The sequence below is a fragment of the Streptococcus sp. K0074 genome, assembly GCF_048843365.1.
GTDB lineage: Bacteria > Bacillota > Bacilli > Lactobacillales > Streptococcaceae > Streptococcus > Streptococcus mitis_BM.
In genome coordinates this window covers 1,590,810-1,614,469 of sequence record NZ_CP184836.1, presented here as the reverse complement: position 1 = coordinate 1,614,469, position 23,660 = coordinate 1,590,810, and the positions used below count along the sequence as shown (strand labels likewise).

The window sequence follows — 23,660 nt, the reverse complement described above, 5'->3', positions numbered from 1 at the left end:
GGATGCAATTAAGACCTTATCAACAGGAGGCACGGGAAGCTGTTCAAGCTGAATGGGCTAAAGGTCGCAAGCGCACGCTCTTAGTACTGCCAACAGGTTGTGGAAAGACGATTGTTTTTTCCAAAATTATCGAAGATCAAGTGAGAGAGGGCAAGCGTGTACTTGTCCTTGCTCATAGGTCTGAATTGTTAGAGCAGGCTAGCGACAAGCTCAAGACTGCAACAGGACTTGGTACGGCTTTAGAGAAAGCAGAGAATACTTCTATTGGTTCTTGGTATCGAGTAGTCGTTGGCTCAGTTCAGACCATGCAGAGAGAGAAGCGACTTAGTCAATTTCCTCCTGATTGGTTCGATACGATTGTAGTTGATGAAGCCCATCACGCTATCTCAGATGGCTACCAACGTGTGCTTGGGTATTTTGAGCAGTCAGATGTCTTGGGCGTTACAGCGACCCCTGACCGCGGAGATATGAAGAACCTTGGCTCTTACTTTGACAGTCTCGCTTATGAATATTCGTTGGTACAAGCTATCAAAGAAGGTTACTTATCTAAAATCAAGGCTTTGACAATTCCGCTTAGCTTGGATTTATCAAATGTCAGCATGTCGGCAGGCGATTTCAAGGCGAGCGATATCGGAACGGCACTGGATCCATACCTGGAGCAGATAGCTGACGAAATGGTCAAGCAATGTGCTGACCGCAAGACGGTTGTATTCTTGCCATTGGTAAAGACCTCGCAGAAGTTTCGCGATATCTTAAACGCAAAAGGCTTTCGTGCCGCTGAAGTCAATGGAGAGTCCAAGGATCGTGCAGAAGTCTTAGAAGATTTTGAGCAGGATCGCTACAACGTCCTTTGTAATTCTATGCTATTGACTGAAGGCTGGGATTGTCCATCAGTGGATTGTGTAGTAGTGCTAAGACCGACTAAGGTACGAGCTTTGTATAGCCAGATGGTGGGACGCGGGACTCGCTTGCATCCAGGCAAGGAAGAATTGCTCTTGTTAGATTTTCTTTGGCATACGGAACGCCACGAGCTATGTAGACCAGCTCATTTAATCTGTGAGACTCCAGAAGTTGCTCAGAAAATGGTTGAGAACATGGAAGAGCAGGTAGGTGTTATGCTCGACCTTGAAGATATGGAAGTCAAGGCAGCAGAAGATGTAGTCGCTCAACGCGAAGAAGCCTTGGCTAAACAATTGGAAGAAATGCGCAAGCGTAAACGCAAGCTAGTAGATCCATTGCAATTTGAAATGTCTATCCATGCTGAAGATTTGTCGAACTACGTGCCTAATTTCGGATGGGAGATGGCGCCGGTTAGCGACAAGCAAATCAAAGCACTTGAAAAACACGGTATCTTTACTGATGAGATCGGAAACGCGGGTAAGGCGAATCTATTACTAGATAGACTTAACAAAAGACAACAAGAAGGTTTGACGACGCCTAAACAAATCAGATTACTTGAAAGATACGGTTTCAAAGATGTGGGAATGTGGCCGTTCGAAGAAGCTAAAAATATGATTAATCGCATAGCAGCTAATGGTTGGAGAGTTCCGACAAGCGTGCGACCAGCTGAATATGTACTAAATTAAGAAGGAGGAGATAGTGGCAGAGAATGATTTTAATTTGTTACCGTTGCTGGATTACATCAATCCTGCCACGGTAGATTATCAGACGTGGGTCAATGTCGGTATGGCTTTGAAGCACGAAGGATACACGGCATCTGACTGGGATAACTGGTCCCAAAACGATAGCCGATACAAGAAATTCGAATGTTTCAAAAAATGGGATACTTTCAACGAACAAGCAGGAACGATTGTGACTGGTGCTACCATTACCCAACTGGCAAAGGAAAATGGCTGGGTGTCGCAATCTAGCTACGACAGCGAGAATGCGCATGAGTTTGGCTGGACCGATATAATAGACCGCGATTATCGTGTGATTGATAAAGACTGGATTGAAGGTAAGGAAATCCATGAGCCAACTATTTGGAACCCGGTTCAGGAAATTATCAAATACCTCGAAACGCTCTTTGAGGCTAGCGAAAATGTTGGTTATGTGACTGAATGTTATCCAAAGACTGACGATGAAACAGGCGAGATTGTCAAATGGTTGCCAACGAAGGGAGCTTACGACAGGACGGCTGGCCAGCTTATTAAAGAGTTGAGTCAGTGCAATGGTGATATCGGTGCAGTCTTAGGTGACTATCACGAAGAAGCTGGTGCATGGGTTCGTTTCAATCCAATGGACGGGAAAGGTGCAAAAAATGAAAACGTGACAGATTTCAGATACGCCTTGGTTGAATCCGATAGTATGCCAATCGATAAGCAGAACGCCATTTACAAAGAACTTGAATTGCCGATTGTTGCCTTGGTGCATAGCGGAAACAAGTCACTACATGCCATCGTCAAAGTAGATGCCAAGAATTACGAAGAATACCGTAATAGGGTTGATTATCTTTATAAGATTTGTCAAAAGAACGGCATTATCGTCGATACACAGAATCGAAATCCAAGTAGACTATCTCGTATGCCTGGGTTCATCCGTAATGGACAGAAGCAATTCTTGGTAGATACGAATATTGGTAAGACCGATTGGGATGAATGGTATCAATACATCGAAGATTTGAACGATGATTTACCTGATCCTGAAGGATTGGCCGACAGCTGGGATAACTTGCCAGAATTGGCTCCTGAGTTGATAAAAGGTGTCCTTCGTCAAGGTCACAAGATGCTGATTGCTGGACCGTCTAAGGCTGGCAAGTCATTCGCTTTGATTGAGATGTCAATCGCGATTGCTGAAGGGAAGAAGTGGTTGGGTTGGGATTGTACTCAAGGACGTGTTTTATACGTCAACCTGGAGCTAGATAGACCATCCGCTTTACATCGCTTCCGTGACGTTTATCAAGCTATGGGATTACCACCTAAAAGCATCCAGAATATCGATATCTGGAATCTTCGTGGGAAGACTGTACCGATGGACAAGCTAGCGCCTAAACTTATTCGTCGAGCTTTGAAGAAAAATTACATCGCAGTCATCATTGACCCGATTTACAAGGTCCTGACCGGTGACGAGAACAGTGCAGACCAGATGGCACATTTTACGAATCAATTTGATAAAGTGGCCACAGAGTTAGGCTCTAGCGTTATCTACTGCCATCACCACTCAAAAGGTTCGCAAGGTGGCAAGAAGTCCATGGACCGCGCTAGTGGTTCGGGTGTATTCGCTCGGGATCCTGACGCGCTTATCGATTTAGTAGAGCTAGAAGTGTCAGAAGAATTGCTGACACAGCGACTGAACCAAGCAGCATGCGAGGTTTACAAACAAGCTTTGCAAGAACGAAATAATGCCTATTACCAACAGAATGTCGGACTAGATGACATCTTGAGTCCTGCACAGATGCGGATGCACTTTGAAAAGGGTATTCCTGATGTCATGGCTCGAGCGCCCTACACGGACAAGCTAGAAGAAGCTCGCAATAAGATTCAGATAGCAACCGCATGGCGTGTTGAAGGTACGCTTCGAGAGTTTGCCAAATTCAAGCCAGTGAACATGTGGTTTAGTTATCCAGTGCATACACTTGATGAATCAGGTGTGTTAGCAGATATCCAATTAGAAGATACTACGCCAAATTGGAAAAAGAATTTAGATAGTAAAAAGGGCAACAAGAAGAAAAAGAAATCTGCTGACGAGAGATTTACTACTGCTATGGAAGTGTTATTCGATGGAATTAATCCGGTCGAATTGAGTGAAATGGTGGAATATTTTTCAACAAAAGACAACCCTGTTAGTGAAAAAACTATCAGAAGATGGGTCAAAAATAGAAATGATTTTGAAGTGAAAAACAATCAAATCACACCCAAAGAAGGGCCAGGGACAGAGTAGGGACAAGGACAAACCCGACAGACAAACCCGAGAGTGTCCCTCGGGAATGTCCTTGACTCTCAGAGACAAACCCGAGAGTGTCCCTGTGTCTCTGGAGTGTCTGTAGGGACAAAGACAAACCCGAGAGTGTCCCTGAGAAAACGCACAACCATGCGGGTTTTAAGCTCTAGGGACAAACCCGAGAAACCCAGGGACAAAGCTAGGGACAGAATTCTTCTCTCTTCGAGAAGAAGAATTTAGGAAGTGTCCCTGAGAGTTCAGAAGAACAGGTACAGGTACAAGGGGGCTATGCATCCGCCCCTTGTAACCCTGTAACCCTGTCCTTCACTCTGAACTTAGGCGCGTATAAAAAAAGAAGGTAAAAAATGACATTAAATAAAAAAGATATTGATAATCTTAAAAAGGAAATCGATGACTTGTTGGATAAATGTGAAGATGATTTTGAAGAGATGGCACTTAATCCAGATTACTCATTTGGATTGCTTATGAGCGCTAGTGCGACCTTGGGTGTAATTTTAAGGGAGTTGGCTGATGATTGAATTCTTTTTACCGATGAAAAAAATACCGACAACAACTCATCAACAGAAAAAGGTAAATGTGAGATCTGGTAAGCCGATTTTTTATGAACCAGAGGATCTAAAAAATGCCAGAGCGAAATTTGAGAGCTTGCTTGCGCAGCATGTACCTCCTGATAAATTTAAAGGAGCTATTCGACTGACAGTTAAGTGGTGCTTCCCTCGTATCAAAAAAAGCTACGATGGTCAGTACAAGACTACAAAGCCGGATACAGATAATTTACAGAAGTTGCTCAAGGATTGCATGACGAAACTTGGATACTGGCAAGATGATGCGCAAGTGGCCAGCGAGATTGCCGAAAAGTTTTGGGCGAACACAATCGGAATCTATATCAAGATTGAGGAATTGCCATGAGAATTGACTACATTGATTTCTTTAGCAGACAAATTCCAGAATGGATGGCGCGCAGCAACCAGAAGAGCCAAGAAGTCGGTTTTGCTTCCGACGCTTATTGGCTATGGGCGGTGTCGTCGATTAGCGAAATTTGCAAGCGATACAATGATGATGAACTAGTGACAGAGCAGTTCGGATTGCTCTTGAACTGGCTAGAGAAACAGGCAGGATAAACCATGGAATATAGCAAACAGATAGTAATCGACGGACTGAAACGCACAATCGAGCAGACGGAAGCAAGGATAGTTGAACTATCTGAGCCGTGTGTTAAATCGCTTGCTTTTAGCGGGTCTGAGGAAAGAGACTTGCTTAAAAAGAAAGTGAAAGGATGGAAGAAGAGAATAAAGGAGTTGGAAGATGAATAAGCAGGAATTGATTAAAGAATTTGAAGAAATCGGGATTCATGGTTTGAATATGTTTGGAACTGTAGTCAAAGGCATTCCGACCGAAACTGCAATTGATCTAATCAAACAACTAGACGAACCCAAACCGGTCAAAGTTCCGCAGTGTGTGGCAGATTGGTATTTATTGCACTATCACGACTTCAATAACAGTATTGTAAATCTCTGCATTAGACGGGAAGATTCAATAGACAATAACGATTTTTTAAAGTGGATATCGGATACAAAAGACTTTATTCAAATTCTCGTCAACATTCACCAATTCGGCTATGAAGTCGAGGAGGAGGAGCGGTATTATGTAAGATTCAAAGGGATGGAAAGCGATGATTTTAATTACTTAAACTTTATTAAATTTCAAAAAGCTTGGGTGTTGTCATCGTTAAAAATTGACAATAAATTTCGTACAGCACACACCCGTAAAGAACTAGAAGAAGCTGGATTCGGATGGGTATTCGATTGCCCAGGGATTGAGATTGAGGAGGTGGAGTGATGATTATTAAGAATTACAAATACGAAAATTCGACGGATGGTATTCATTATACAATTGATGTAGATGGTTACGAATTTCAAATGAATCACAAAAAAACCGAATATGGCAGTGTACAACATGAGGATATAGATTACTTTTTGGATGAAATTGGCGAATACGATGTGCAAGAAGCTGAATTGATTGAAGACTTTGTAAGGTTTCAAAATTACTTGTTAATGTATGGAGTTGGATTTACTCTTAAAAACGCTGAGGAGGTGGAGGGATGAGTTATGATTTGGAAATCTTAGCGAAAATAGAAAACGGACAATATATCCGTATTGCTGAACCTAGATATAGTTCTCCGACCTACAATCTCGGTAAGATGTTCAGAATTGCTATGGATTGGGATTTTGACCAAGACACTACGTACACCATTGCTGATGTTTTAGATAACATTCAACGCGGTATCTCTGAATTAGAACGGTACCCTGAAAAGTATGTGCAGTATGAACCTGAAAATAGATGGGGAACAGTTAGCGGTGCATTGGAGGTTTTAAAGTCATTGAAAGAGTGTATTTTAGAACAAGATATTGACACGAAATATTTATATATGAGGTGGTAACATGAAACGACCAAACAGATACCCTTACACACGAAGTCAGTGGGTTGAAGAAACTGTTAATCACTATACATATAAAAGCGATATTTGCTATACAAGTCACATTTTAGAAAATAGACTTACTGGAGAAACTAAGAGCAAGGAGGTTGAGTGATGGGAGATATACGAATACTAGACGCTTGTTGTGGCAGTCGTATGTTTTGGTTTGATAAAAATGAGAGTCATACAACTTTCATGGATATTAGGCAAGAAATATTTGAGATACATGACAAAAAGGTCAACGTAGACCCTGATGTTATTGGTGATTTTCGTGACATGCCATTTGAAAATAATACTTTTAATTTGGTTGTTTTTGACCCACCTCATTTAAAATGGGCAGGTAAAAACTCAATCATGAAAGCTCAGTATGGCCAGCTGGATAAAGTTACCTGGTCGGAAGATTTAGCCAAGGGTTTTGAAGAATGTATGAGAGTTCTAAAAGTTGGAGGTACTCTAGTTTTTAAATGGTCTGATTGTCAAATCAACGTTAAAGAAATTCTTAAATCTGTACCTTTTAAACCATTATTTGGGCAACAAAGAGGTACTACGCATTGGATGACGTTTATGAAATTCGAGGAGGTCACAGATTGAAACGATTCATAGCAGTCTGGATTTTATTGTCTGCTGGATTGAATATCTGGCAGATGGACAGGATTCGAGATTTAGAAGAAAAGAAGCCAATGGTTATCTATAAGGCAGATAATCAAGGCGCTGAGATATTTGGTAAAGTCGTCGAGAAAGGACGGCACGGGAAGCTATACACAGTAACTATCAGAGATTATGGGATTTTTGTAGTTACTAGAGAGCAATACGATAAAGTAAAAGTTGGAGAGGAAGTGCTACTATGATAAGATTACGAGCGTAAGACAAAGAGGAGACTCTAAAGATACTCAATAGCTACTAGAACAAAAAAAGCCAAGGCACTCTCTGCCTCAGCTATAATCTCAATAATATTATTATATCACAAAGGAGACAGAGAGTGAACAAGGCTAAAGAGTTACTTGATGAACTACAGAATTTGGATGAAGAGATACAGAGTCGAATAGACGAGCTTGCTAATCTTGAAGCTAGTTTGCTTTCTAGCCCTAAAATAAGCATGGATAAGGTTCAAGGTGGTCAGAAGGTTCGATTAGATGAACGTTACATCGATATTTTTAGCATGCAAGATTCCTTGAAAGAGTACATGAAGCAAGCAACTGCTGAAGCTATCCAGCGCAGAATTGAGCTCAGTAAATTGATTGATAAAATGCCTAAGCCTGCAAGTCGAACAATTCTAAGGATGGTGTATATTCAGAAAGCAAACGTGTATGATATGATTGAATTTTTACGATGCAGCAAGACCACTTTTTACAAAAAGAAGAAAGATGCAATCCGTGAATTAGGTGTTGTAGTTGATAAAAGTGAACTAATGTGAACTAGGTTGAAGCGCACTGGTCTAACAATCGTGCTATTATAGTATCATCAAGAATTAAGGGTAAGGCAGTAAGCCTTCCCTGACATGGAGAGTTGGCAGAGTCAGGTTGAATGCGCCCGTTTGCTAGACGGGTGGTCGCCTATGTGCGGTCCGTGGGTTCAAATCCCACACTCTCCTTTGAGTATTTTGTGTCCTGAGTAGTAAAGCAGGGTAAGTTTTCGGACGAGTATTCACATGTTACTCATTAACTTATTAGAAGGTCGGCAGAAGCGACTGGACCTTGCATGATTGCGTAGCTACTTATATCCTAGGTAAGTTATAAGCTAGGCGGTTTGATTCCGCTAGAGGTTGTAAAGACTACAAAAAAATAAAAAAAGGAAAACTTTCAAATTGATTACTAATTAACACGCAAGGTAGTAGTCGTCTTGCATTTTTAGGGCTTAGCCTAGATAATCTGTGGTAACTCAGGAAAAGGATGTTTTTAAATCTATCAAACATCCTGCCAGAAATGGTCAATCTAAGCAATTTAATCTTAACTATTTCAGTTTTGGAATAGGTAGGCGAAGTTAAAGCAGAGAGATTCCAACGGCAAGGTGCTGAGGAAATGCAAACGTGGCAGTTTGGCTGTGAAACGAGTCTATAAGAGGAAAGAGGTGTTTGGTTCGAGGTGCAACAAGAGCTTAGTACCATATCTTACAAAAATTGGGCGCCTCCCAAAAGTATGTAAGGTGAGTCGATTGTTCGCAAAACAATCGATAACAAGCAGGCGCTGTGCATTTTGTTCTTCAAAAGAGAACGAAACACATGGCGATGCGTGTCTGTGATAGATGAAAGATGATTTTTATATTTTAAAAGCTATTCAAGATAGAAAAAACTCAAAAAAGCAAAAGTCATCGCCCGTCACAAATGAAAGTGTACTTCGGCAATTAGATTGCCTACTCAAGTCTCGCAAGGATGAGAGTAAAGTCAAAGAGTAAAGCAGCTTAGACTTTTAGCGGGGTCTTCGTTAATTGAAAAATGGCTTAGTAGTTTGCGATGTAAGGAGTGATTGGTCTAACCAATCGTGCATGAGTGATACAAGTAGGAATATTTGTGGACAAGATAATAAACTATAAGTTATCAAAAGTCACTCGCTTAAAGCAGTAGTCTCATGCTGGTTAATGGATATATGGTAGACGGATTAAGTCCTGTTTAGGAATTGAGACGTCACAGGTTCGAGTCCTGTCGTTCCAATTGCGATTTTAATTCGCAGTGAGAGGTCTTGAAAAGGTCACACATTGTGTGGCTTTTTTTGATTTTTTGAAAAGGTGGTGATGGAAAATTGAGTGGATTGAGAATAAAACAGAAGAGATTTGCAGATGAGTACATCATCTCAGGTAATGCGACGGAAGCTTATAAGAAAGCAGGTTATAGTGTTTCTAGCGATAGAGTGGCAGGCGTTGAAGGGCATAAGTTACTAAAGAATCCTAAGATTAAAAGCTATATAGATGAGCGACTGAAACAGCTTGATTCTGAGAAAATTGCAGATCAGCAAGAAATCCTTAGTTATCTAACCTCAGTAATGCGAGGAGAGACGCAAGAGCAAACTCTATGCAGTATCGGAGAGCTAGGGCAACAAGTAATTGATATCGATGTCGGAGCGAAGGATAGAATCAAGGCAGCCGAACTCTTAGGAAAACGTCATAGGCTTTGGACAGACAAGGTAGAGGCTGATGTTTCTGGAACGGTGGTGTTTGCGAATGAGTCAGACATACCAGATTAAACAGAATGATATTGTTGTTGACCTACCAAAAACAATAGGCGTTGGGTACGGACAGTTCTGGCGTTCAAGAAATCTTTATCGTGTAGTCAAAGGGTCCCGTGGTTCGAAGAAGTCCAAGACAACCGCTTTGAATTATGTTATCCGTCTTTTGAAATATCCTTGGGCTAACTTGCTTGTTATTCGTAGATACTCGAATACAAATAAGCAATCGACCTATACGGATTTTAAGTGGGCGTGTAATGTATTAGGTGTGACTCATTTATTTAAATTTAACGAGTCTTTGCCCGAAATAACTATAAAAGCGACTGGGCAAAAGATTCTGTTCCGTGGTTTGGATGATGAACTAAAAATCACATCTATTACAGTTGACGTTGGTATTCTTTGTTGGGCATGGTTCGAGGAAGCGTATCAAATCGAAACTGAAGACAAGTTCAGTACAGTAGTCGAGTCAATCCGTGGTAGCTTAGACGTACCTGATTTCTTTAAACAGATCACAGTCACATTTAATCCGTGGAACGAGAGGCACTGGCTCAAACGTGTCTTTTTTGACGAAGAGACGAGACGGGCTGACACATTCGCTACTACGACTACTTATAAATGCAACGAGTGGCTGGATGAAGTCGATATCAAGCGTTATGAGGATTTGTATCATACGAATCCAAGACGGGCTAGAATCGTTTGTGATGGCGAATGGGGAGTTGCTGAAGGTTTAATCTATGAAAACGTGACTGTCAAGGAGTTCAATAAAGATGAATTATTACAAGATTCAGCTAATAAATTATGTATCGGACTTGACTTTGGTTTCACTCACGACCCAACTGCTTTGTGTTGTTCATTGATAAACGATACGACGAAAGAGATTTATGTCTTTGATGAGGCATATAAAGTCGGATTGATAACCAAAGAAGTTGCGAAGATGATAAAGGACAAAGGTTATCATCGTTCACAAATCATTGCCGATAGTGCTGAATTGCGACTGATTGAGGAACTAAGGTCAGAGCATGGTATAACTCGAATTAAAGAGAGTCGGAAAGGTAAGGATAGTATCATGGCAGGCGTGTCCAAATTACAAGGATACGCTATTTATGTGCATCCGAATTGTAAAAACATCATGGATGAATTTTATAGCTATTGTTATCAACAAGACAAAGAAGGTAATTGGTTGAATAAACCAGAGGATAAAAACAACCACTTGATGGATGCTTTGCGATATAGCCTTCAATGTATCGAAGGTGGGAAAGCAACCGTCCGCAGACGTTCTGATTATGGTCTATAGAGAGGAAAGACATGTACGAACATTTAACTTATCCAAGAGATGGATATGATGAGGGTTCTTTGAAGAAAGACCTGATTTACAAATTGATAACGAAACATAGCACTGAAGGCTCGCATTTGAAGAAGCTTAAAAGCTACTACATGGGCGAGCATGCTATCTTAAATCACAAGAGACGCAACGTAAACGCACCGAATTACAAGACGGTAGCCAATCATGCCAAGGATATCGCAGACACGGCTACAGGCTATTTTATGGGCAATCCTATCAAGTACAATAACACTGCTGAAGGTGACATCGATGAACTACTTACAGCCTTTGATGGCGCTGAGATTGACCAAGTAGATGCGCAGAATGCTTTGAACATGGCTATCTATGGTCGTGCTTATGAGTACATCTATGCTAAAGAGGGATTGACTGAGTTGGACTCAACTAGTATTGATCCAGAGAATACTTTCATGGTCTACGATGATAGCATTGAGCGGAAGCCTTTGTTTGCGGTCTATTACTATCAAGTCAAGGACGATACGAAAGATACTACTAAGTATCAGGCAGAGGTCTTTACTGAGAATCTGCATTATCACATGGTGCTGAGAAGTACAGATGCAGGAACAACTCAGAATGAGCAAGTAGAAGCCCACAACCTTGGTCAAATCCCAATTATCGAATATCGCAATAATCACTTTGCCATTGGCGACTACGAGCAACAAATCAGCTTGATTGATGCATATAATTCCTTGATGGGTAATCGTGTCAATGACAAGGAGCAGGCAGTAGAGTCTATCCTTGTCTTATATGGTACACAGTTAGCAGACACACCAGAAGATGCTAAGGTAGCGATGAAGATTCTTTCTGAAGAAGGTCTTTTGGAATTGCCGGGCGATAGTGCAAGAGCTGAGTTCTTGAAGAATACGCTGGACGAAAGTGCTACTGAAATCTTGCGCACAGCTCTTAAAGAGGATATCTACACATTCAGTCATGTGCCTAATCTGACTGATGAGAACTTCGCAGGCAATACGTCAGGTGTAGCTATGGAATTCAAGTTGATGGGCCTTGAGATGATTACCAAGACCAAGGAAGCGAACTACAAGCGAGGTTTAAGACAGCGTATTGCTATTTTTGCTCATTACTTGGGCATGAAGCAGATTGCTCTAGAGTCTCATTCAATCGTTCCACAATTCAGCCGTGGTTTGCCTAAGAACTTGTTGGAAATCTCTCAGATTGTGAACAACTTGGAAGGTAAAGTGACCAATAGACAGCTTATTTCTCTCTTGCCATTTGTAGAAGACCCTGACGCTGAACTGGAAGCCTTGGAAGAAGAAAAAAAGAAGAACATGGAAGACATGCCGATGTTCAACAAAGACAACACGAAACCCGAAGACGAGGTAGAGGATGAAGAATCAGGAGTATTGGGCGAAGAGGAAAGCCAATCTGATTTACCAGCAGATGGACAAGGCCGAAAAGCAGGCAGACCAGTTCGATAAGGTCTATCAGGAAGCTAAGACTTACTTGGATAAGGAAATCAATAAGATTTTTGATAAGTTCCAACGTGATTATGGTTTAAGTCAGGTAGATGCTAGACAAGTCTTGAAGAACATGAAAGACAAGAAAAACTTGAATGAACTTCGTAAGGTGCTTGAAGCAAGACCGAATGACCCGAACATCCAAAGACTACTGGCTGACTTAGACAGTCCAGCTTATTCTTTCCGTATGAAGCGCTTAGAGCGTTTGAGCGACGATTTAGACCGTATGCGTGAATCTATCTATCATTCAGAGAAGACAGGCTCAGATGCCTTTTATAGCGATCTGATGAAGGATAGCTACTACAAGGCTACCTTTGACCTACAACAGCAGACAGGACTAGCATATGGCTTTTCTGGGCTTCCTGAGAGCGAGATTAAACATCTACAGTCTTTTAGTTGGGTAGGTGACGGAAGTACGTACTCAACAGACATCTGGAAGAATACAGGAAAGCTCACTTCAAGCATAAAAGATGAACTCCTCATGAGTCTCATGACAGGCAGAGATACACGAGAAACTGCACAAGCAATTGCTGAACGGTTCAATGTAGGTCAGAATGATGCAAGGCGTTTGGTTCGGACAGAATCAGCCTTTTTTCATAACCAAATGGAACTACTCAGCTATGAAGAAGCAGACATAGAGAAGTATATCTTTGTGGCCGTCTTAGACAAGCGTACATCACATATCTGCCAAGAGCACGATAATAAGATCTATGATAGGGATAAGGCTGTCCCTGGTGTCAATTGTCCGCCTATGCACCCTTGGTGTAGGTCTACTACTGTCGGATACGATGAGGACGCAAACTATAGCAAGCTCAAGCGCAGAGCAAGGAATCCAGTTACAGGTAAGACCGAGCTAGTACCTGCCGATATGACTTATAAAGAGTGGTATAGCAAGTATGTGGATGGTGTGGACGTTGTTAAGGAATCAAAAAATGGTATAAAAACATTTGACTTTTACCCGTTGACAGAGGATAATATAGGTGACAAAGAAAGAATATTAAATATCTCTAAAAGATTGAAGACAGTTTCAGAAGAGTATGAAAGAGAAACTGGTAAAAATATTTTAGAATTAGCTGCAAATAAAAAATTGACAGATCGTTCAAAACCGTATGATGATGAGAAGTCTAAATTTATAAGATTTTTATATAAACGAGTTGGCTATGATAGAAAACCGAATATTCTTAATAATATTGTTGGATTAGAGACCATATATCGTGGTGTAAGTGATAGTGAATCTGGAGAAATAAAATCAAAAACCTTAAAGGATAATTTCAGAAACGGGAAATTAGACCTAAGCGGTAGAGTGAAATCTGCCCATGGGCGTGGTTTGTATTTCGGAAGTCGTTTTGTTGCTGAGAGATATGCTAATAAAGGACCAAATCCACTACTAATAAAAGCTTTTTACGACCATTCCGATTTTAAATTTTTAACTGACGAACTTTATAAAAAAGAAAAGCATACTTGGTTGAAAAATTTAGACGATGATAATGAATTATATGAATATTACTATTTTTTGATGAGTCAAATAGGAATAAATGACTCTAATGCAGATGTTTTTGCTGTCCTGCATGGTTACGATGGTTATAAAGCAATGCATAATGATGGGTTGTATACAGTTGTTTATAACCGCAGTAAGTTAGGGGTGCTTAAAGATGATTAAAATTTCAATTAGTTTGTTGCTAGATGCGATTGAAGATAACATCAATGACGAAGAACTTCAATCTATCGATTTTGAGACTCATATTAGAAAAATTACAAAAGAATTCCAGGGAGAAAATGGTGAATTCTTAGTAAAAGAAGAAGCGTTTGAAGCACTCCCTTTGGACAGAGATAAAAAGGATAAAATCGTTGAGCAAATAAAACAAAATAGTCAAAATGTTTTCGAAGATGATTTTGATACCTTACTGCAATTATATTATTAAGCACCTAGAGAAATCTAAGTGCTTTTTTCGTGCCCAGAAAGGGAATTTTAATGAACAAGTACAAAAAATTGATAGAATTGATTGAAGATAACGGACTTGAGATACAATCGAAGAAATGTTATGATCCACAGAGTGCTTGGCATGGTGAGGAGTTATGGATTGTTGATAAGAAGAAACAAAATAAAATTTTTGATTTATCTGGTAATGGCTATTGTTTTGACGACAAATCGGTCGATAAAGCTATTGAAGAAGTTGAAAAGTATTTGTCTCTTAAAAACATGAATACGTTTGATGATTTCAAAAAATGGGTGAAAAAGAATGCTAAGCCTCAAAAATGAGGCTCAGAAAGGAGTAAAACATGTTCATTTGGGAATGGGTATCAATCGCTTTTGGGTGGTTGGTATTTTTGTTGTTAATCTTTATTATTCTGGCCGTAATCAGCGGAATAATTGAAAGTGTAAAGAAAGAATTGAAAAAATGAAAGTTAAAGAACTTTGTGAAGTGATAGATGAACAACAAAACATTTCAGTTTGCCACAATAACAAGGATTTGGGTGGAGGTTATCCATGCGATTTTTTGGATTGTGAATTGGTTGTAAAAAGAATTTCAGTGGTAGCTTGCGAAGTTATCCTTATAGAAACGTAAAAGAAAGGAACTAAAAATGGAAGATTGGAAAGAACGCTTTAAAAAAGAATACTACGAATTGAGAGAACGATTTCAGAAGTTAGACATGATGATTGGGAAATACGAAAAAGGGCAACTTGAGTTTGAACCTAAATGTCCGATTGATTTGTTAAAGAGACAACGTTCGGTTATGTGGGATTATCTTTCAACTCTAGAACAGCGTGCAAAAATTGAAGAAATTAAACTATAAAAATTAACCGCGTCGAAATCGAGGCGGTTTTCTTATGCTCTAACCGTATGGAATCCCGTACGGTTTTTAAATTGTCCAAGCATTGAAGACATTAAAAGCTATGGAATTATACAGTCGGGGACGACTTTAAAAATAGGAGGTTCGCAATGAACGAAGAAACACAAACAGTCGAAACGGTTGAAGAACAAAAGGTACCTGCAGAACCTGCACAACAACCGCAAGACGAGAAGAAGTACACGGACGCAGACGTCGACGCTATCATCGATAAGAAGTTTGCCAAGTGGAAATCAGAGCAAGAAGCCAAGGAAAACGAAGCTAAGAAGCTTGCTAAGATGAACGCTGACGAGAAACAGAAATATCAGTTGGATCAGCGTGAGCAAGAATTGGCTGACCGTGAAAAGGCTATTGCTCGTAAAGAATTGACCGCAGAAGCTAAAGCGATGCTAAGTGAACGTGACTTACCTGTTGAGTTAGTGAATGTGGTTGATTTGACAAGCGCAGAGACTGTGTCGCAGTCTGTCGCAGTATTGCAGAAATCATGGGAGCAAGCCGTGCAAAAAGGCGTACAAGAAAAGTTAAAAGGTGGAGCTCCGATGAAACAAGCGCCAGTCGATAGCGACGGTATCACAAAAGAAGAATTTGCTCGTATGGGTTATCAGAGTCGAAATGAACTCTATCAAAAGAACCCAGAACTCTATAAGAAATTGAAAGGTTAAAATAAATGACAGCAGGACAAACTAAATTAGCCACTATGGTTAACCCAGAAGTAATGGCGGACATGGTTTCCGCTAAACTACCTAAATTGATTAAATTCACTCCACTTGCTTATGTGGAAACAGCACTCCAAGGCCAACCAGGTAACACTCTAACAGTTCCAGCATGGGAGTATGCAGGAGATGCGACTGAGGTTGGAGAAGGTCAAGCTATTTCTCCAGACCAATTGACTACTAAAAAGACTACTATGACAATCAAAAAGGCTGCTAAAGGTTATGAAATTACCGATGAAGCCCTTTTGTCAGGTCTTGGCGACCCACTAGGTCAAGCTACTTATCAGCTTGGTTTGGCTATCGCTAACAAGATTGATAATGATTTGGTCGCAGTAGCTAAGACTGCAACACAGCACGTTGCAGAGGCTCCAACAACTCTAGCGACTATTGATAAAGCTCTTGAGATTTTTGAGGACGAAGAAGATGCGCGATATGTTGCTATCATCAACCCTAAAGATGCTATTAAGCTAAAAACTGACGTAGCAAAAGAATGGACTAAAGGTTCAGAGCTTGGCGCAGATATGGTTGTATCCGGAACGTTCGGTGAAGCAGGCGGTGTACAAATTGTACGCTCTAAAAAAGTTGATGAAGGTAAAGGCTTTATTGTCAAAGTCTCTCCTAGTCAAACTCAGACAGATGATGCCAATAAATATGGTGCTTTTGTCATCTTGCTAAAACGTGATGTGGCTATTGAAACAGACCGTGACATCCTTAAAAAGACAACAGTCATCACTGGTGATGAACACTATGGTGTTTACCTATACGACCCTACACGAGTTGTAAAATTCGGTGAGTAAGAGGTGACGATATGAGCTTATTGCTACGACGTCATTATATCCAAGAGGAGCAGGCCAGTCAGTATTCTGATTTAGAGAATAAGACTCTAGAAGAGTTGAAGAATCTAGCCAAAGAAGCTGGCATAGCTGGCGCCTATAAGTTATCAAAATCCGAAATTGTAGAGGTGTTGGAGGATTTAAAAAGTGAAATTTAAAATCAAACAAGATTTCTACGATTGGGAATCAAATGTGAAACGACTGGCAGGGGAGGAACTTGAAATTACTGAGGAGCGTTATGCTGAACTGGCTGACAATTTTGCCAGCAATGGTGTCGCTATCTCAGATGTTCTTGAGGAAATCCTCCCTGAACATGAGTTTTTAGAAGAGGATTGATATGTCTATAGAGTTGCTGAAGAAATTAACAGGCGAAGAAGATACTCAGCCTCTCATGTTGCTCCAAACGAGGGCTACAAATCTTATCTTGTCAGAGACTAATCGCACATCTTTGACACCTGCTTTAAGCCTCTTAATACCTGAGGTTGCTATCGAGCTCCACAACCGCTCAGGAGCGGAAGGAGAGCACTCTAGAACCGAAGGTGGCATAGCAGTAGTCTACGGAGAAAACGGCCTGTCTACGGGTCTTCTACAGCGTATACGCATGCACAGACTAGCAAGGGTGGCAGGCCATGTTTTTGAAGCAGAGTAGACTGAAACCTTATCCAATGCGACGGTTTGAAAAAACTGTCACAGAGGAAGGCGTCGCAAAAGAAGGATATGCCAAGGAAGCCGAGACAGTCCGTCTTGAATTGTGGCCAGCTAGTAGTAAACTACAATCTGAATTGTATGGAGAGCGTGTCAACGATATTTTGAACGCAAATGCCAACAAGTCAGCTACTATCAAAGTGAAAGATGGTGTGTGTATCGATAGCCCGACGGAAGTGACTCACAGGGTTATTTCTAAAAAGGTATACACACATCATCAAGTTTTGGAGTTAGAGCGTGTCAGAGCTACTAGGGGCAGATAGGCTTATAGCTAAGTTCAGGAAGCTGTCGGATGTTGCGCAACGAGATATTGTTTCAAAGGCGGTTCATCATGCAGCCAAAACCATTGTCCAAGCTGATGCTAAAAGACTGGCACCAGGCAACAATGGGGAGCTTAGAAATAGTATCAAGACTAGGGTTAAAATGGACGGAGATAAGGCTATAGGCGAGGTTTACACAAATCTACACTATGCTCCTTATGTTGAGTTTGGAACGGGGCCAAAAGGACAAGCTAGCCATTCGGGTATATCGCCAGAGGTCAGCGTGTCTTATCGGTCCAGCCCGTGGTATGTGCATGAAGACCAGATAGATATAGGACCTTACCACTTTCAAAAGATTGGGGAGTTCTACAAGATGTATGGTCAACCTGCCCAGCCTTATCTTTATCCAGCTTTGAGAGACAATCAAGAGCGTGTGTCTAAGAATATTTCGAATTATGTCCGTAGAAAGATAAGAGAACAAATAAAATGATCAATATCAAGCCTGTTATTTATAAAGAATTGCAAAAGGTCGCAGATAATGTGACTGATACTTATCCTAGCGATTGGGAGAATTTCCCAGTCGTTATTTTTTTGGAAGAACAAAACAAGCCCGGTGATTGGTTTGATGACAAGGAACAAAAATCATCTATCCGCTACAAGGTAGATATCTTTGATGATACCAGCACTAGTGAGTTAGCTGTTAAAATCAATCAGATTTTTGAGTCTTTAGGTTTACGAAGAACCGACTGCCAAGACGTGCCAGACCCGTCGCATTTGAGACATAAGGTCATGCGTTTTGAAGGTGTCGTTGACTTACACTCAGAGCTTGTTTTTCAATTTAGAATGGAGAATTAAACATGTTAGCAAATGGAATTACGCTATCTTATGGCGAAGCTAAAGGAACTTATACCAAACTTGTTGGATTGAAAGAAGTACCAGAGTTTGGTATTGAACCTGAAAAAGTAGAGAACACTACTCTTGAAGATAAAGTAAAAATGTATGAGTTTGGTATCGGGGACGCAGGGGAATTGGAATACAAATTCTCTTACAAGAACGATAGCGAAACTGCGCCTTATCGTGTATTACGTAAAGCGGCAGACAATAAGAAAAAACTCTTCTTTGAACAAGCTTACCCAGACGGTACTAAAGTTCGTTTTGAAGGTCAAGTATCTGTAAAACTTGGCGGAGGCGGTGTCAATGCCGTTATCGAGTTCACACTTAAGATTGCCTTGCAGTCAGATTTGGAATTTACAGATGGTTTAGGAGGTTAATTAAATGGCGTTAAAATACACAACTTGGAAAGTTACTGACGAAAAAGAGTTGAAGCTACGTTTGACATCTCATCAAGCTGCAACTGTGGAAGAAAAAATCGGCATGAACTTGCTGAATATTTTCATGCCTGAAGCTGGCGAAGAGTTCACTTTACCGCCTTTGAAAGTTATGTTGTTGTTAGTTCACGGAGCCTTGCAGCAGTATGAACATGGGTATTCCCTTAAGGATGTCTATGATCTATACGATGAATATGTCGATAACGGTGGAGACCAAACAACCTTCATGACAGAGGTTTTAATGCCACTATTTGAAGTATCGGGTTTTACTCCACGAGGAAGCAAGGACAAGAAAACTTCCAAGAAGAAAATGACAGTAGTCGAGTAATTTTAACGGTAACGCAGATTATTGAGAGGCTTTATCCTATGTTTTTGGACATCGGGGGTAAGCCTCTTGATTTTTGGGATTTAACGGTACTTGAAATCAGAGAAATGATTGAAAGCTACAACCGTGTCAAAATCCAAGAGCGTAAAGAAAAGATTATTGACTCTTACAGACTTTCGCAGATGATATCCAACCACGTTTCCTTATTGTTATCCAAAGATGCCAAGGTCTTTGAGTTCTGGGAGTATGCGCCTGAGTTGTTTGTAGAAGAACAACAAGCGGTAGAACAGGAACGACAGAGACAAGCGCTTTTGTTGCACAAGGAACGGATGCGTGATTTTGCAGAAAGACACAATCGCAAAAGAAAGGAGGAAGTGAGTGGCAACTCTTGATGAATTGAAGGTCATGATTGACGCTGAGATAGCACCTTTCAGGAAGAAGATGAAAGAAGTCGAGAATCAGGTAAAAGGAACATCTGACCAAGTGAAGAATGCCACTGCCAAAGTTCGTGAACAGTCGAACTCCATCGGTAGTGCGTTTGGCAAACTAGCTAAGTTCGCTGGCTTTGCAATCCTTGGTAAGAAAATGCTTGATGTTGGAATGTATTCAGCGCAGACGGCTCTTGAAGTATCAGCGTCTATGAACCAAATCAAGCGACAGATGGGCGAGAGTTCGCAATCTTTCTTAAAATGGGTTAACGATAACGCCAATGCTATGAATATGGGGGTGGGTGAGGCTACTAACTACGGTGCAGTCTACTCAAACCTATTTTCTGGATTTATCAAAGACACCAACAAGCTAAGTGCTTATACCGCTAAGATGTTGCAGACATCGGCAGTTGTTGCTGAAGGATCAGGGCGTAGCATTACAGACGTTATGGAGCGTATTCGCTCTGGTTTACTAGGTAACACCGAAGCAATTGAAGACTTAGGAATCAACGTCAATGTGGCTATGATTGAATCCACTGAAGCCTTTAAGAAGTTCGCAAACGGACAGAGCTGGCAACAGTTGGACTATCAAACCCAGCAACAAATCCGCCTAATGGCTATCCTAGAGCAAGCTACAGCCAAGTATGGAGATACCTTATCCAACTCAGTCAACGGCAGTATCAGCCTGTTTAAGTCGCTGATGAAAGATAGTGCATTGAATCTGGGTAATGCTATGTTACCGATTATCAATGCGATCATGCCTGTCTTGAACTCTTTTGCTATGGTTTTGAAGAACGTGACTGCTAAACTCGCTGAGTTTATCGCTTTAATGTTCAACAAGAAAGCAACAGTGAAAGATGGTGTTGGTGGAGCAGTTGGAGACATGGGTAATGCCATGAAAGATGCTGCAGGAGGAGCAGGAGACCTTGCTGATGCAGTAGATGACGCTGGAGATTCAGCAGGAGGACTTGCTGACAATCTTGGAGACTCAGCCAAAAACGCTAAGAAAGCTGCTAAAGAATTGCTAGGTCTTTTGGGATTTGATGAGATTAATATCTTGCAAAAACCAAAAGATGACGACGCAGGCGGTTCTGGAGGCGGTGGCGGAGGTAAAGGTGGTAAAGGAAAGGGAGGCGGTGGCGGACCTTTCAAAGACATCTTGCCAGAAGTTGCCTTAACCGATATGGATAACCAATTCAAGAGCATTTTTGATGGGCTAGGAGACAAGCTAAAAGGGTTATTTGACTACTTTAAAAAGCTTGCAGACCTATTCGGAAAAGGTTTTGCTCTATCCTTTAGATGGGATAGCCTAGATAGGCTTAAAAATGCACTGAAAGGCATTTGGCAATCCATTAAAGACATCTTTGAAGACGGAACGGTATTACAAGCGGCCGCAAGGTTCGGGGAAAAGCTAGCTTTTGCTTTAGGACAAACAACAGGCGCTATCGCTAACGTAATCATGGGTATCGCCGTCTTTATCGCTGAAAGTCTGAATAAATCACTTAATGAGACAAAATTAGATATCAAAGCATGGTTAATCCGTATGTTTGATATCGGTGGGGAAATCGTTGAAAGCGTCGGAAATATTGCCCAGAGTATCGGACAAATCTTCTATGATTCAATTACAAGTGAACCTGCTACAAATATGGGCGCAGGGTTAATCAGCGCCTTTACATACGCTTTTATGGGCGTGCAAGAAGTCACCGCTAAATACACAAGAGATATTATCGGTGCTATTGAAGAGACTATCACCGAAAATCAGGCTGGCATAACAGAAATGTTTACGGGTCTTTTTAAAGCTGTAGAGCCTATTGCTCAAGCTTTATCAAGCTCTATGAAGAAGCTTTTTGAAAGTGTTAATCAAGTATATGATGAGCATATAAAACCTTTGTTTGAATCAAGTTCTGCCTTGATGTCAGATGTAGTTGGTGCTTTTGTTAATGGGTGGAATGATAATATTCAACCTGTTCTTGAAAAGATAGGACACGGTTTCGCCGATACAATCAAAAACCATATTGAACCAGCTTTAGAAAAAATAGGTGGCATGATTGGAAGTTTTGCCGACTTTTCTAAAGCGATAAATGAAGTTTTCGGCCCAGTCATTTCCTTTATTGTAGAAAAGTTAACGGTTGTGCTAGCCCCTGCAATTGAATACATAGGAGAAGTTTGGCGTGTTTTATTTAACACTATCTCTGATGTGATTGGTGGTATTGCTGATATCATCAAAGGGGTATTTGATGTACTTACAGGACTTTTAACTGGAGATGGCGAAAAAATCAAAGAAGGATTTTTGAGTATATTTGGCGGATTAAAAGATATAGTAGTTAGCGTCTTTAGTGGCATTATTGATCTTGTATCTGGTGTATTGAAACTTCTTTGGGACGTTGTTGTCGCAATATTCAAAAGCATTTGGGACGCAATTGTAGCTATCTTTTCTGGTATCGGGTCTTGGTTTGGAGAAAAGTTCCAGGGTGCATGGGACGCTATCGTTAACATCTTCAGTAATCTAGGTTCATGGTTTGGTGATAGATGGGCGGATGTGACAAATGCGTTAGCAGAGATTGGCTCATGGCTGGGAGAAAAATTTCAAGAGGGCTGGGACGCTATTGGAAATATATTTGGAAACTTAGGCTCTTGGTTTGGAGAAAAATGGACTGATGTTACCAATGCCCTTTCAGATGCAAATACTTGGTTAGGTGATAAATTCAAGCAAGGCTGGGATGCAATAAGCAATACATTTAGCAAGTTGGGTTCATGGTTCGGTGACCGTTGGAACGAATCTAAAGACGCGCTTGCCGAAGCAAATACTTGGCTTGGCGATAAGTTCCAATCTGGTAGGGATAAAGTGAACTCAGCTTTTGAAAAAGTTGGCTCTTGGTTCGGTGACCGTTGGAATGATATCAAAGATGGAGTAAAAGAAGCTGATACATGGTTTGGCGAGAAATTTGAGAGTGCAAAAGAGAAAACTCAGAATCCTTTCCAAAAAATCGGTTCATGGTTTGGCGATAGATGGAAAGACATGCAAGATGCCTTGAAAGAAATCCCCAACTGGTTTAAGAATCTGTTTAATGATGCAATGGATAATGCCAAAAACATCGTTAAAAGTGGTATCGATAAACTGAGAAGCTTCTTTAATTTTGATTGGAGTTTACCGAGAATCAAACTTCCTCACTTTAATATATCAGGTAGCTTTAGCTTGAATCCTCCTAGAATTCCATCATTCTCTGTAGATTGGTATGCACGAGGTGGTGTATTCAACTCGCCTAGTATTATCGGGGTCGGAGAAGCTGGTCAAGAAGCGGTAATGCCCCTTGAACAGAATACAGGTTGGATTTCTACTTTGGCTCAGAAAGTAGCTGAAAGAATGCCTGTTAACAATGCCCCTGCGGGCTATTCATTGCCAGCTGGTGATATTGTTATCCAAATCGCAGGTCACGAGTTCGGACGGGTGGCTATCCAAGAAATTAACAAGGAACACGAAAGAGCAGGTCAAACCTTGCTCAAGATTTAGGAGGTTAAATGGCACAATTGACAATCAATGGGGTGGCTGTGAAGCCTCCCAAATCTTTTCAGGTCGGTATTCAAGATATCGATGGAGAAACAGGGCGTAACGCCAATGGAGACATGGTGCGTGACCGTATCACGACCAAACGCAAACTAGACTGTGAATGGGGCATGCTGACTCAAGAAGAAATGAGTCAGCTTTTAAATGCCGTGTCAGCAGTCTTTTTTGAGGTTTCATACCCTGATCCTGTTAAAGGTCAGACTACTGGGACTTTCTATGTTGGCGACAGGACAGCTCCAAGCTATACCTTCACTGAGAAGTTTAAGCCTTGGTCTGGTGCTAAATTTAATCTGGTAGAGAGGTAA

The 23,660-nt window shown here is 41.0% G+C and carries 33 protein-coding genes and 1 tRNA gene; all 34 read left to right on the top strand.

All coding sequences use genetic code 11. The annotated features are described in order from the left end of the window. Positions 1-2: 2 nt before the first annotated feature. Positions 3-1,586, top strand: a complete 1,584-nt coding sequence (locus ACN076_RS07980; protein ID WP_420789798.1) for a DEAD/DEAH box helicase — start codon at positions 3-5, stop codon at positions 1,584-1,586. Positions 1,587-1,599: 13 nt separating this feature from the next. Then, entirely contained in the window at positions 1,600-3,879 is a 2,280-nt protein-coding gene (locus ACN076_RS07975) for an AAA family ATPase (RefSeq protein ID WP_420789797.1), read from the top strand. Positions 3,880-4,244: 365 nt separating this feature from the next. Continuing rightward, complete coding sequence (locus ACN076_RS07970) at positions 4,245-4,418, top strand: hypothetical protein (protein ID WP_024052778.1); 174 nt, start codon at positions 4,245-4,247, stop codon at positions 4,416-4,418. Continuing rightward, positions 4,411-4,809: a RusA family crossover junction endodeoxyribonuclease gene (locus ACN076_RS07965; RefSeq protein ID WP_261083600.1), complete on the top strand. Its 399-nt coding sequence runs from the start codon at positions 4,411-4,413 to the stop codon at positions 4,807-4,809. The genes ACN076_RS07970 and ACN076_RS07965 overlap by 8 nt, the downstream gene beginning before the upstream one ends. After that, the gene (locus ACN076_RS07960; protein WP_261083593.1) at positions 4,806-5,021 is read left to right on the top strand and encodes a hypothetical protein; all 216 of its coding nucleotides are present in this window, start codon (positions 4,806-4,808) and stop codon (positions 5,019-5,021) included. The genes ACN076_RS07965 and ACN076_RS07960 overlap by 4 nt, the downstream gene beginning before the upstream one ends. 3 nt (positions 5,022-5,024) lie before the next feature. Next, positions 5,025-5,213 carry a hypothetical protein gene (locus ACN076_RS07955; protein WP_420789796.1) on the top strand — a complete coding sequence of 63 codons (189 nt, stop codon included), beginning with the start codon at positions 5,025-5,027 and terminating at the stop codon, positions 5,211-5,213. Further along, positions 5,206-5,739: a DUF1642 domain-containing protein gene (locus tag ACN076_RS07950; RefSeq protein WP_261083592.1), complete on the top strand. Its 534-nt coding sequence runs from the start codon at positions 5,206-5,208 to the stop codon at positions 5,737-5,739. Before ACN076_RS07955 ends, ACN076_RS07950 begins: the two co-directional genes overlap by 8 nt. Then, positions 5,739-6,005 (top strand): hypothetical protein, encoded by a 267-nt coding sequence (locus ACN076_RS07945; protein ID WP_261085345.1) that lies wholly within the window; start codon positions 5,739-5,741, stop codon positions 6,003-6,005. The genes ACN076_RS07950 and ACN076_RS07945 overlap by 1 nt, the downstream gene beginning before the upstream one ends. Further along, positions 6,002-6,340, top strand: coding sequence for a hypothetical protein (locus tag ACN076_RS07940; RefSeq protein WP_261085336.1), 339 nt, complete (start codon positions 6,002-6,004; stop codon positions 6,338-6,340). The genes ACN076_RS07945 and ACN076_RS07940 overlap by 4 nt, the downstream gene beginning before the upstream one ends. 150 nt (positions 6,341-6,490) lie before the next feature. Beyond that, complete coding sequence (locus ACN076_RS07935; protein WP_261084642.1) at positions 6,491-6,967, top strand: class I SAM-dependent methyltransferase; 477 nt, start codon at positions 6,491-6,493, stop codon at positions 6,965-6,967. Continuing rightward, positions 6,964-7,224, top strand: coding sequence for a DUF1372 family protein (locus tag ACN076_RS07930; protein ID WP_261084634.1), 261 nt, complete (start codon positions 6,964-6,966; stop codon positions 7,222-7,224). The genes ACN076_RS07935 and ACN076_RS07930 overlap by 4 nt, the downstream gene beginning before the upstream one ends. Positions 7,225-7,355: 131 nt before the next feature. Then, the gene (locus ACN076_RS07925) at positions 7,356-7,790 is read left to right on the top strand and encodes a DUF1492 domain-containing protein (protein ID WP_261084628.1); all 435 of its coding nucleotides are present in this window, start codon (positions 7,356-7,358) and stop codon (positions 7,788-7,790) included. A gap of 86 nt (positions 7,791-7,876) precedes the next feature. Further along, positions 7,877-7,967: transfer RNA gene (locus tag ACN076_RS07920), tRNA-Ser, on the top strand. A gap of 1,144 nt (positions 7,968-9,111) precedes the next feature. Beyond that, positions 9,112-9,552, top strand: a complete 441-nt coding sequence (locus tag ACN076_RS07915) for a terminase small subunit (protein ID WP_420789795.1) — start codon at positions 9,112-9,114, stop codon at positions 9,550-9,552. After that, positions 9,530-10,828, top strand: coding sequence for a PBSX family phage terminase large subunit (locus ACN076_RS07910; RefSeq protein WP_420789794.1), 1,299 nt, complete (start codon positions 9,530-9,532; stop codon positions 10,826-10,828). Before ACN076_RS07915 ends, ACN076_RS07910 begins: the two co-directional genes overlap by 23 nt. 11 nt (positions 10,829-10,839) lie before the next feature. Then, on the top strand, positions 10,840-12,309 hold the full coding sequence (locus ACN076_RS07905; RefSeq protein ID WP_420789793.1) for a phage portal protein: 1,470 nt from the start codon (positions 10,840-10,842) through the stop codon (positions 12,307-12,309). After that, entirely contained in the window at positions 12,218-14,008 is a 1,791-nt protein-coding gene (locus tag ACN076_RS07900; RefSeq protein ID WP_420789792.1) for a minor capsid protein, read from the top strand. The genes ACN076_RS07905 and ACN076_RS07900 overlap by 92 nt, the downstream gene beginning before the upstream one ends. After that, entirely contained in the window at positions 14,001-14,270 is a 270-nt protein-coding gene (locus ACN076_RS07895) for a hypothetical protein (RefSeq protein ID WP_261084600.1), read from the top strand. The genes ACN076_RS07900 and ACN076_RS07895 overlap by 8 nt, the downstream gene beginning before the upstream one ends. 50 nt (positions 14,271-14,320) lie before the next feature. Then, positions 14,321-14,608 (top strand): hypothetical protein, encoded by a 288-nt coding sequence (locus ACN076_RS07890; protein WP_261084591.1) that lies wholly within the window; start codon positions 14,321-14,323, stop codon positions 14,606-14,608. Between the two features lie 139 nt (positions 14,609-14,747). Continuing rightward, positions 14,748-14,915 (top strand): hypothetical protein, encoded by a 168-nt coding sequence (locus tag ACN076_RS07885; protein WP_261084586.1) that lies wholly within the window; start codon positions 14,748-14,750, stop codon positions 14,913-14,915. Between the two features lie 16 nt (positions 14,916-14,931). After that, positions 14,932-15,144 carry a crAss001_48 related protein gene (locus ACN076_RS07880; protein ID WP_164226345.1) on the top strand — a complete coding sequence of 71 codons (213 nt, stop codon included), beginning with the start codon at positions 14,932-14,934 and terminating at the stop codon, positions 15,142-15,144. A 146-nt stretch (positions 15,145-15,290) separates the two neighbouring features. Beyond that, positions 15,291-15,860: a DUF4355 domain-containing protein gene (locus ACN076_RS07875; protein ID WP_001001558.1), complete on the top strand. Its 570-nt coding sequence runs from the start codon at positions 15,291-15,293 to the stop codon at positions 15,858-15,860. A gap of 5 nt (positions 15,861-15,865) precedes the next feature. Next, entirely contained in the window at positions 15,866-16,708 is an 843-nt protein-coding gene (locus ACN076_RS07870) for a N4-gp56 family major capsid protein (protein ID WP_420789791.1), read from the top strand. Between the two features lie 11 nt (positions 16,709-16,719). Then, positions 16,720-16,902, top strand: a complete 183-nt coding sequence (locus tag ACN076_RS07865) for a Rho termination factor N-terminal domain-containing protein (protein ID WP_420789790.1) — start codon at positions 16,720-16,722, stop codon at positions 16,900-16,902. After that, positions 16,892-17,080 carry a hypothetical protein gene (locus ACN076_RS07860; protein WP_420789789.1) on the top strand — a complete coding sequence of 63 codons (189 nt, stop codon included), beginning with the start codon at positions 16,892-16,894 and terminating at the stop codon, positions 17,078-17,080. The genes ACN076_RS07865 and ACN076_RS07860 overlap by 11 nt, the downstream gene beginning before the upstream one ends. A 1-nt stretch (position 17,081) precedes the next feature. Further along, complete coding sequence (locus ACN076_RS07855; protein ID WP_050107699.1) at positions 17,082-17,393, top strand: phage head-tail adapter protein; 312 nt, start codon at positions 17,082-17,084, stop codon at positions 17,391-17,393. After that, entirely contained in the window at positions 17,374-17,712 is a 339-nt protein-coding gene (locus tag ACN076_RS07850) for a hypothetical protein (protein WP_061654281.1), read from the top strand. The genes ACN076_RS07855 and ACN076_RS07850 overlap by 20 nt, the downstream gene beginning before the upstream one ends. Then, the gene (locus ACN076_RS07845) at positions 17,687-18,199 is read left to right on the top strand and encodes an HK97 gp10 family phage protein (RefSeq protein ID WP_420789788.1); all 513 of its coding nucleotides are present in this window, start codon (positions 17,687-17,689) and stop codon (positions 18,197-18,199) included. The genes ACN076_RS07850 and ACN076_RS07845 overlap by 26 nt, the downstream gene beginning before the upstream one ends. Next, a complete protein-coding gene (locus ACN076_RS07840; RefSeq protein ID WP_420789787.1) occupies positions 18,196-18,564 on the top strand; it encodes a hypothetical protein in 369 nt (122 codons plus the stop codon). Before ACN076_RS07845 ends, ACN076_RS07840 begins: the two co-directional genes overlap by 4 nt. Positions 18,565-18,566: 2 nt before the next feature. After that, a complete protein-coding gene (locus tag ACN076_RS07835) occupies positions 18,567-18,980 on the top strand; it encodes a phage tail tube protein (RefSeq protein WP_153192975.1) in 414 nt (137 codons plus the stop codon). 4 nt (positions 18,981-18,984) lie between these two features. Further along, complete coding sequence (locus ACN076_RS07830) at positions 18,985-19,365, top strand: DUF6096 family protein (protein ID WP_420789786.1); 381 nt, start codon at positions 18,985-18,987, stop codon at positions 19,363-19,365. Between the two features lie 38 nt (positions 19,366-19,403). Then, positions 19,404-19,754 carry a hypothetical protein gene (locus ACN076_RS07825; RefSeq protein ID WP_420789785.1) on the top strand — a complete coding sequence of 117 codons (351 nt, stop codon included), beginning with the start codon at positions 19,404-19,406 and terminating at the stop codon, positions 19,752-19,754. Beyond that, on the top strand, positions 19,741-23,301 hold the full coding sequence (locus ACN076_RS07820; RefSeq protein ID WP_420789784.1) for a phage tail protein: 3,561 nt from the start codon (positions 19,741-19,743) through the stop codon (positions 23,299-23,301). Before ACN076_RS07825 ends, ACN076_RS07820 begins: the two co-directional genes overlap by 14 nt. An 8-nt stretch (positions 23,302-23,309) precedes the next feature. Beyond that, positions 23,310-23,660, top strand: coding sequence for a DUF6711 family protein (locus ACN076_RS07815; protein WP_061424988.1), 351 nt, complete (start codon positions 23,310-23,312; stop codon positions 23,658-23,660).

Bases quoted from the DNA above. Each gene is read 5' to 3' on its own strand.
- ACN076_RS07980 (WP_420789798.1), top strand. From the start codon at position 3: ATGCAATTAAGACCTTATCAACAGGAGGCACGGGAAGCTGTTCAAGCT.
- ACN076_RS07970 (WP_024052778.1), top strand. From the start codon at position 4,245: ATGACATTAAATAAAAAAGATATTGATAATCTTAAAAAGGAAATCGAT.
- ACN076_RS07965 (WP_261083600.1), top strand. From the start codon at position 4,411: ATGATTGAATTCTTTTTACCGATGAAAAAAATACCGACAACAACTCAT.
- ACN076_RS07960 (WP_261083593.1), top strand. From the start codon at position 4,806: ATGAGAATTGACTACATTGATTTCTTTAGCAGACAAATTCCAGAATGG.
- ACN076_RS07955 (WP_420789796.1), top strand. From the start codon at position 5,025: ATGGAATATAGCAAACAGATAGTAATCGACGGACTGAAACGCACAATC.
- ACN076_RS07950 (WP_261083592.1), top strand. From the start codon at position 5,206: ATGAATAAGCAGGAATTGATTAAAGAATTTGAAGAAATCGGGATTCAT.
- ACN076_RS07945 (WP_261085345.1), top strand. From the start codon at position 5,739: ATGATTATTAAGAATTACAAATACGAAAATTCGACGGATGGTATTCAT.
- ACN076_RS07940 (WP_261085336.1), top strand. From the start codon at position 6,002: ATGAGTTATGATTTGGAAATCTTAGCGAAAATAGAAAACGGACAATAT.
- ACN076_RS07935 (WP_261084642.1), top strand. From the start codon at position 6,491: ATGGGAGATATACGAATACTAGACGCTTGTTGTGGCAGTCGTATGTTT.
- ACN076_RS07910 (WP_420789794.1), top strand. From the start codon at position 9,530: ATGAGTCAGACATACCAGATTAAACAGAATGATATTGTTGTTGACCTA.
- ACN076_RS07905 (WP_420789793.1), top strand. From the start codon at position 10,840: ATGTACGAACATTTAACTTATCCAAGAGATGGATATGATGAGGGTTCT.
- ACN076_RS07900 (WP_420789792.1), top strand. From the start codon at position 12,218: ATGAAGAATCAGGAGTATTGGGCGAAGAGGAAAGCCAATCTGATTTAC.
- ACN076_RS07895 (WP_261084600.1), top strand. From the start codon at position 14,001: ATGATTAAAATTTCAATTAGTTTGTTGCTAGATGCGATTGAAGATAAC.
- ACN076_RS07890 (WP_261084591.1), top strand. From the start codon at position 14,321: ATGAACAAGTACAAAAAATTGATAGAATTGATTGAAGATAACGGACTT.
- ACN076_RS07885 (WP_261084586.1), top strand. From the start codon at position 14,748: ATGAAAGTTAAAGAACTTTGTGAAGTGATAGATGAACAACAAAACATT.
- ACN076_RS07880 (WP_164226345.1), top strand. From the start codon at position 14,932: ATGGAAGATTGGAAAGAACGCTTTAAAAAAGAATACTACGAATTGAGA.
- ACN076_RS07875 (WP_001001558.1), top strand. From the start codon at position 15,291: ATGAACGAAGAAACACAAACAGTCGAAACGGTTGAAGAACAAAAGGTA.
- ACN076_RS07870 (WP_420789791.1), top strand. From the start codon at position 15,866: ATGACAGCAGGACAAACTAAATTAGCCACTATGGTTAACCCAGAAGTA.
- ACN076_RS07865 (WP_420789790.1), top strand. From the start codon at position 16,720: ATGAGCTTATTGCTACGACGTCATTATATCCAAGAGGAGCAGGCCAGT.
- ACN076_RS07855 (WP_050107699.1), top strand. From the start codon at position 17,082: ATGTCTATAGAGTTGCTGAAGAAATTAACAGGCGAAGAAGATACTCAG.
- ACN076_RS07850 (WP_061654281.1), top strand. From the start codon at position 17,374: ATGTTTTTGAAGCAGAGTAGACTGAAACCTTATCCAATGCGACGGTTT.
- ACN076_RS07840 (WP_420789787.1), top strand. From the start codon at position 18,196: ATGATCAATATCAAGCCTGTTATTTATAAAGAATTGCAAAAGGTCGCA.
- ACN076_RS07835 (WP_153192975.1), top strand. From the start codon at position 18,567: ATGTTAGCAAATGGAATTACGCTATCTTATGGCGAAGCTAAAGGAACT.
- ACN076_RS07830 (WP_420789786.1), top strand. From the start codon at position 18,985: ATGGCGTTAAAATACACAACTTGGAAAGTTACTGACGAAAAAGAGTTG.
- ACN076_RS07825 (WP_420789785.1), top strand. From the start codon at position 19,404: ATGTTTTTGGACATCGGGGGTAAGCCTCTTGATTTTTGGGATTTAACG.
- ACN076_RS07815 (WP_061424988.1), top strand. From the start codon at position 23,310: ATGGCACAATTGACAATCAATGGGGTGGCTGTGAAGCCTCCCAAATCT.